9 protein-coding genes are annotated in these 7,453 nt (G+C 38.7%); all 9 read right to left on the bottom strand.

The window, feature by feature from the left end; genetic code table 11:
* Window positions 1-415: IS110 family transposase (locus AB4Z50_RS35705; protein ID WP_441887225.1), on the bottom strand; the 415-nt coding region annotated here is incomplete at its 3' end.
* Between the two features lie 744 nt (window positions 416-1,159).
* Window positions 1,160-2,080, bottom strand: coding sequence for a stalk domain-containing protein (locus tag AB4Z50_RS35700; protein WP_441887223.1), 921 nt, complete (start codon window positions 2,078-2,080; stop codon window positions 1,160-1,162).
* 92 nt (window positions 2,081-2,172) lie between these two features.
* On the bottom strand, window positions 2,173-2,367 hold the full coding sequence (locus AB4Z50_RS35695) for a hypothetical protein (protein ID WP_441887221.1): 195 nt from the start codon (window positions 2,365-2,367) through the stop codon (window positions 2,173-2,175).
* A 194-nt stretch (window positions 2,368-2,561) separates the two neighbouring features.
* A complete protein-coding gene (locus tag AB4Z50_RS35690; RefSeq protein ID WP_441887219.1) occupies window positions 2,562-2,960 on the bottom strand; it encodes a hypothetical protein in 399 nt (132 codons plus the stop codon).
* 272 nt (window positions 2,961-3,232) lie between these two features.
* Window positions 3,233-4,258, bottom strand: a complete 1,026-nt coding sequence (locus AB4Z50_RS35685) for a hypothetical protein (RefSeq protein ID WP_441887217.1) — start codon at window positions 4,256-4,258, stop codon at window positions 3,233-3,235.
* 256 nt (window positions 4,259-4,514) lie between these two features.
* Window positions 4,515-5,510 carry a WG repeat-containing protein gene (locus AB4Z50_RS35680; RefSeq protein ID WP_441887215.1) on the bottom strand — a complete coding sequence of 332 codons (996 nt, stop codon included), beginning with the start codon at window positions 5,508-5,510 and terminating at the stop codon, window positions 4,515-4,517.
* A 531-nt stretch (window positions 5,511-6,041) separates the two neighbouring features.
* On the bottom strand, window positions 6,042-6,560 hold the full coding sequence (locus tag AB4Z50_RS35675) for a DUF5412 family protein (RefSeq protein WP_441887213.1): 519 nt from the start codon (window positions 6,558-6,560) through the stop codon (window positions 6,042-6,044).
* A gap of 263 nt (window positions 6,561-6,823) precedes the next feature.
* On the bottom strand, window positions 6,824-7,135 hold the full coding sequence (locus tag AB4Z50_RS35670) for a hypothetical protein (RefSeq protein ID WP_441887211.1): 312 nt from the start codon (window positions 7,133-7,135) through the stop codon (window positions 6,824-6,826).
* 58 nt (window positions 7,136-7,193) lie between these two features.
* On the bottom strand, window positions 7,194-7,453 hold a 260-nt coding region (locus AB4Z50_RS35665; RefSeq protein WP_441887209.1), incomplete at its 5' end, for a hypothetical protein.

Below are 7,453 nucleotides of genomic sequence, written 5' to 3'. Positions count from 1 at the left end.
GTACGGCGTATCTTCCGTCTTTGACGAGCTGTGCGATGACCTTAGCATCTTTAATGTCGTTCTTGGTTGGTGAATTATCATCCAATTCTTTGCTTTTCTTCACGTGCAGCGGATTAACCACAGCGCACGTAATGTCCTGTTCTTTTAGAWAATGGACCAGGTTCAGCCAGTAGTGTCCGGTCGGTTCCATACCAACGATGACGTCCTGAACCTCTTGTTCAGTCGCAATCTTTYGGAACCARCTAAYGAAYAWTTCRAARCCTTCWCGRTTGTTYTCAAACGTRATSGRYTTMCCGARYTCGACTCCGCGGTAGTCTTGTGCSCKRGCYACATGTTTGAAYTTWGCRATGTCGACWCCGACAATTAAAGTAGAAGAAGTGATTTGATTAATTCGTTCATTTTGAGTAGAATGCATCTTGTAGTCTCCTTGGTTTTTATTTGGATCCAGTAGCCAGCCAGCATTATGGACCATTAACATCATACCAAGGAGTCTTTTTATTTCTCAAACCTCGTATTTCTTCATAATAGGAATGCTGCCCGTTAGTAAAAGGCTGCCCTGCGATCAAATCCATCGATGGGTCGACATTTTTTTCCCTGAGTTGCGACAAGTCTTCAAGAATATTATGTGTACGGGCTCACTGGCCACTCTTCGTCTTTTCCCTACACCCGAAGAACTAGATGAATTACATTCTCAAGATATCTTACGAGGCTGGAAATCGCTTATGAAACGGCATTCTGGCGATCGAAAAGCCCAAGCATTACTCTCTATCGCTTGTCGTACAGATGGATCTAAACAAGCCACGCATGCTTACAAGCTTTACTTAAAGTAGCTGCTCGATGGTGAGCCCTTTGGCGCTGCACTTATAGTCCTCGATTCGTCTCGCCCATCCTGGCGACGTCGTTCTTTATTTGTCATGAGGCAACCTCCTGTAATTTCGGTTGCTTTCATCTTCTCATATATTTAACAGGGACTGAAGGTGGCTAAGGTTTGACGCTTACTTTTATGCAGGATGGCCTGAATCTACTCGTTTACGGATGTTCATTAAATTGAGTTCTTTGCTTCTGCTCAAAATGGGAATTGGAAAATGATATTATTACAACAAGAGCCTGTTGAAGTTTCTCAACAGGCTTTGATGTGGTACTAAATTGAATTATGGATTTATTCTTTTGGGATTGTTTGTATAATGTCACCGTACATATCTGTTTTATAAGTGAATCTTTCGAACGGATGGTCTTCATCACGTCCATAACCATTTGAGTAGAACATTGCTGTATTAGATCCAGACATACTATGTTCAAATGAAACATCGAGCATTTCTTCAAGTGTATTGGTTAGTTGTTGGCCTGCTAAATGAATAATAGGTGTTTTATCTCCATATTGAAACTGCCAAACTGCCTTAGCTATTCCATCTTTAATCTCAACGACTGTATTGGCACGTCCAGTTCTATAAATATAACGTGATGCGTCTCCACGTGGAAAGCTGTAACTGTAAAAAGGAGTTGGTTCATTTTTTTCAGCTTCTGCAGACGGTGTAAAAGAGAAGGTAATTGGTAAAGAAATTGCTGCAAGACGAGCCTTATTTAGATCATCAGATGTAATAAGATTCTCATCAAGCTTAAAATCCTTACTGTTTATAAATAAAATTACTCTATTTTTTTCATAGGTTACACTGAATTCGAAAGCCTCAGTTATAAAACGAATGGGAACCATTATACGTCCGTTATTATTAACTGCTGGAACATCGAGCTTGATGGCTTTTCCATTTTTATAGGCAATTAATTGATTGGCTGTCACTTTCACTTCATCTTTAACTTTATTCATTATTATAGCCGTTCGACTTTTCGTGTCCCAGGTGTAGGATAATCCTAATGAAGATAGAGTCCGAATAGGAACCAAAACTCTTCCTTTTTCCACATAAGGATTACTGTCCGTTTTGATAAATGATCCATTAATGTTTACAACAATATCACGGGGTGATAGTTTCGTTGCTCCTAATGCTGTACTTTGAAATGCGAGTAAAAGCAAGAGAAACAAAGGGAGTGCTTTGTTTACAAGTTTCAATTTATCTTCTCCTTCCAATTATGGTATTTGTGCAGTTCGTTAATCTGCCCGTTAGTTTAATAATACGAGCAGGCTACCGCAGTGCCTGCTCGTCGTTTTGTGCTATTGAACTAACGTTTCCCGTTAGTTGAACGAACAATTTCATTTATCTTTTCATTGAAAACTTTATTATAGAATTCATATTTCTCTGGAATTCGATTTCTTAAGTAATCCCAAAACCATTTTTCATCAAATTCATCTGGTCTGTTAACAATCAAATCAGGTAAGTTATGAAAAACATCGGCAATATTGTTTATTTCATTCACATTATACTTAGCCTGGACCCAAGATGCAGGATTCCACCATTTAATACGATGAGTATAAGATGCGCTCCGAATATCTAGAAGAACACAATACAATAAATATACGTAGGCTCTTTCTTTGAAAGTCTCCGTCTTCGATCACTCCCCAACCGCGCGGCGACAGGTCCCTAGTTGTTGTGCTATCGTCTCCCGTTAGTTTAATATGTAATGCCTTTGGAGATGTGATGAGCTTGGTTAAAATCTTTAATTTCGACGTATTTCAAAATTTGAGTTGCTTCAATTTCCCAGTCAGGGCCATACCACAACAAATAGCGTGCGAATTGTTCATATAATTGTAGCTGTTTGGGTGAAAGTTCGATACGTTTCTGATGAACCTTAAACATAGTGTCAATCGGCATAAAGAATTGTTCTTGCTCAAAATCAATAACTCTCTCCAATTCGTTTGATTCAGTTACCATAGATATTGCGTTTTCCACATCATTCTTTAAGATCTTAAACTTCTCATTTAACGCTTCTTGTTCTTGCTCGTTGTAATTCAGCCAGTTTAACTGCCGTATCTCGTAAATCTCTCGTATAAGCATCTGTAGTTCTGTCACGAAATCACCCCTATGAGGATGTTGCAGAAAACTGCCTTTTAGCTTAAGGAGCTGCTACCACGGTAAACTGCTCTTATTGTTGAACTAAAGTTTCCCGATAGCTTAACAGCATCCACGAACAAAATCATTTCGCGATTATACGCATATGTTTGTTTGTACCGTCATTTTTTGATGAGCCGCTCATTTTAAATGCATCCGTATTATCTTTATTCATTCTTAAATAAAGGCAAAAATATTCGAACGCGACCTATTTAGGTCGGGTATAAATGCTGTTAGGAGTGCCCCCCTACATCTTTCAACACTTCCTCAAGGATGAACCTGGTATCCGGCTTGAGATTGTCCTTGAAATACTCCTGAATGTAAGGGACAGCTGGAGATCCAAGCGTAACTAGCTGCTCATATGCTTCATAGTCAGTTTTCCAAAAGCTGCGCATGCTGCCCTCACCGAATTCTCCCCGTTCGATCACTAATATCCAATGTTGGACCTGGTCGTGGATGGGCCTCTCTTGTACCGCCGTTACAGCTGCCTTAAATGCCAAATCCTTCTCCCTTAATTCGGGCATAGCCTTATACATCTGATCTTCACTCACACATCTCCGTATCAGCTGGCTGTCCGTCAAATAGTCGCCACCGACGCCATCAGCCGCAGATACGTATGCGATGAAGTCATCGGTCCGTTCCAATCGATTGAGATCGTCCTGTAGGCGATGGATAACATCGATTGCAATCAGGAAGAGCTGAGAGTCGACGATCTTCTTTTCAAAAATAAAACATTGTTCAATACGCAGTGATCTAGGCTCTTCTACACTGATGCAGTAGAAGATACTTAACCACTTCTGCAGACGTTGCGGCATTTCTTCGTACATAAAGGGGTAGTCGCCTTCGGCGTATTTGAATTGACAATAGAGCTGATCACGGGTTTGGTTATAATGGTCATAACCTTTCTCGAGATATCGTTTTTGGTAATCGACATAGGCTTCATCGACAGTTTGGTTTAGTACCGCCAGATTATTGATGTAAATCACATAGCTACCGTGATAGGAATCTGTAAAAATTGAAAACGTGTAAACATCCTGGTTGTGACCGTCTGCGATGTAATCATCCAAAGCAGATTTGCAGAAATCGTATAGCGCATCTTCCATGTCTTTGGAGCTGACAAAGATGCCGTCATCAGGTCCATAAGAACCGACCTCAAGTATTTCCTTATCAGGGGTGCAGAGAAGATATATCCCGTCACCTTCTAAAGCCCGTCTCCCACTGATTAATTTGCCAATATGTACATCATACGAACTACTCATCTCACAACACATCCCTCTTAGTTGATCGTCCTCTAATAAATTCAACTTAATTTACTAATCACCTACTGAAAATACGGAAATTGAAAACATTAAGACCACATTTGGGGATGCAAACCGACAGCTCCTAGTGTCTGTGCGACTGTTCCATAGCACTCTGCACGGTCGCAGTATACTGCCAGTTAGCTTAATGAAGAAATGGAGCAGCTGCCTCAGCAAACTGCTCCTCGATGCATTGAACAACTTCAAATCCCAATGGTTAATTTTTGTAGAAAGTTACTTCTGTACTATGAATAGTGATAGGATATGTTTTTCTTCTTTCTCGTAATGTAACTACGCTGAGTCCTTCTGAAAAACTCTCTAACCTCTCGTACTGATCCCCTAGCTCTATCATCTCCATGTTACGTTTCAGCATTGTAATATTTTTCTTCTCATAAACAAATGCGATGCTTTCGCTAAAACATGATGCACTTGTAAACTTTGGTTCAATAGCAAATTCTCCGTCTGGATTCAGGTACCCCCAATTCCTTCCTAATTTTACCGGAGCCAACTGCTCAAAAAAATTCTCCGCGTCATTATATTTAGTTTCGACTATGACTTCACCTAATCTGTTAATGAATCCAAATTTATTACGTTTAATGATTACAGCCATGCCCTCTTGAAAATTACCAGCATAAGCAAACTGTGGTGGAATAACGATTTGACCTTTGCAGTCAATATATCCGATCTTTCCTTTTATACTAATTGGAGCAAGCCCTTCGGAGAAGGATATATAGTCCTCGGATATAGGATCTATTACGTATTCGCCTGCTGCATTGATGCATCCGTGCTTTCCAGAAGGGTGCTGTACGGATACGATACCATCAGTGAAGTGCATGGAGTTATTATATATCTGATCATTAATAAAATTCCCATTTACATCAATGAACGCAATCCCCGATGTAATACCAATAGGTATAACTACGGTAGCGTATCCTTCCGAAAAATCATAAGCATGTTCAAACTTAGGAGGAATAACAACCTTACCGTGTATATCTAGATAGCCAAATTTACCGTTACTTTGAAACAATGCACGACCGCAAGAAAAATTCTTTACTCCAAAATAATCTGTATCTAGCAAAGTTTCGCCGGATTTTGAAATGAACTTCGTTTTATTGTTCTGGAAAACAGCAGCTATGCCATCTTTGAAAGAAGTAGCATACTCGTATATAGGCGGGATCACCTGATTGCCCTCGCGGTCGATGTAGCCATACATTACAAAATCACTCCTAAATGTTGAATAGATGTGCGCGTTCAATTTCTAATAATTAGATCCATTTGAGAAGGATGTCGCTGTGGTCTTCAGACATTAAGATTAACACATATTGGAACTATTCTGCCATTGCCCGTAAGCTTAATGACTATCATTGGTTTGAGCAGAAAAACTTCGAATCCTCACGTTATATGGGTCCCTCTGGGCTTTCAAATGACTGCGGGTAAGCGTGAGCCCGATTTCCTGTTAGATTTTATTTTGAGAATTCACTTTCGCTTTCACTTAGTAGACTTGTTGGTTGAAACATGAAAAATACGCTACATTTAAGAGTATTGAATTTCATATCTTTAGTAACCAGGTTAAAGCGAAAGTGATAAAATTCAGATAGCGAAAGCACAAGTTGTTTTTTAAATTCTATAGACCAATAAAAGAAACAGCGGCTGCTAGGGACGTGAAACTAAGTCCTTACAGCCGCTGCTTTATTCAACTATTGTTCCCAGTTAGCGTAACGCTTATTTTTATTTTTAGGCTCTGTTAATGTTGATTGTTTATTATCCTCCAAACCAAACCTCCATCGAAATAAGTCTCTTTTTCAACGTTCAATTTAACACTTTTGTTTGAACTGGAGTACCCTGGCTCCTCATTTACTATAGATATAGTATTTTCATTTTTCCATTCTATAGAAAAGTTTCTATTAGCATCACTATGATAAACAGTCTTCATTTTGTTATCATCATGATAATTAATTTCTACCCATAAGTTAACTCCACCAGCGGCACCGCCATAAGTTTTATAGTAAGCATTAGCAGTATATTTACCGGTTGGGGATTCCACAGGTCCTTTATAAAATTCACCTTCAAGGTTATCCAATGTAAAAAAGTATGTATTGTATATCACTTGAGCTGAAACGATACCAATTCCTAGGAGAGTTGCAATTATCAGTTTTTTAGGAAATGGCTTCTTCTTGATAAAGAAAACAAATAGTTTGAAACAAAATATAATAAATAACAGAACTGTAATGAGAGAAAAGATGAAGAAACCTAATAAGTACAAATAATTAATAGAAAGTCCTCCAGTCGATGTGTTCTCATATTACTTACAGTTTAAGTAACGGAACCAAGTGGGATAATGTTTCGAATATATGGAAGATGCCGAGTTATAGAGATTTTAGTTCCGCTCTACATAAGACGTCAACTGGTCGATCTGGCCAGCTCACGTCGTGTCATCATCGAACTATCGTTCCTCGTTAGTTGAACAACAATTTCTAATTTAGATTACATTTTAGATTTCTCATCGACCCATCGCCCTAGGACCTTTTAATTTTTTAATGTTTCAATTATCCCTTTGGCTATCACTCTATTTGTCGTTAATTCAAATTTCATTCCAGGTTTGATTAAGTGATTCGGTGCCTCTTCTTTCTCATGGAAAAGTAAATACAAGTCTGCAGTTGTATCTCTTTGAGTATTTGGAGATTTGTGAAATTCAATCACTGCACTCCATAAGCCATTTGTTAACTCCCTATCTTCTTCAAATATGATGGGTGTTGAGAAGTTTCTAACTGGAATAATACTTTGACCACCTTCATCGGCAGTCAGGAAATATATCTTTACCGTTCCTACTGTCTTCATGATTTTATCACTCTCTCAGAGTATTTCAGATAGCTCTTTATTTATAAACTACGAAAATTCATTTAGTTAAATCTGTTTTATTTTTATACAACATAGGTCTGAATATATCAAAAACGGAATATTTTTGTTCCGCAAATCTGCCCGTTAGCGTAACTACGAAGGGCTGCCACGTGGCCAATGTCATTAAGTTAAGGTGTAAGTTCAATAGAATGCAAAAGAGCAGGTTATCAAAAAGATAGCCTGCTCTTTTTTTGCCCAAATGAGGAAAAAGAACTTGACAGGCGATTGTAAGTGTGTGGCGAAGCCCCTTGAAAAAAC

Source organism: Paenibacillus sp. 2TAB26 (assembly GCF_052115145.1).
In the GTDB taxonomy this organism is placed as follows: Bacteria; Bacillota; Bacilli; order Paenibacillales; family Paenibacillaceae; genus Pristimantibacillus.
Note: the sequence above shows the minus strand (reverse complement) of the source record. Positions and strands in the feature narration are given on the sequence as shown.

Bases quoted from the DNA above. Each gene is read 5' to 3' on its own strand.
- AB4Z50_RS35685 (WP_441887217.1), bottom strand. From the start codon at position 4,258: ATGAGTAGTTCGTATGATGTACATATTGGCAAATTAATCAGTGGGAGA.
- AB4Z50_RS35680 (WP_441887215.1), bottom strand. From the start codon at position 5,510: ATGTATGGCTACATCGACCGCGAGGGCAATCAGGTGATCCCGCCTATA.
- AB4Z50_RS35670 (WP_441887211.1), bottom strand. From the start codon at position 7,135: ATGAAGACAGTAGGAACGGTAAAGATATATTTCCTGACTGCCGATGAA.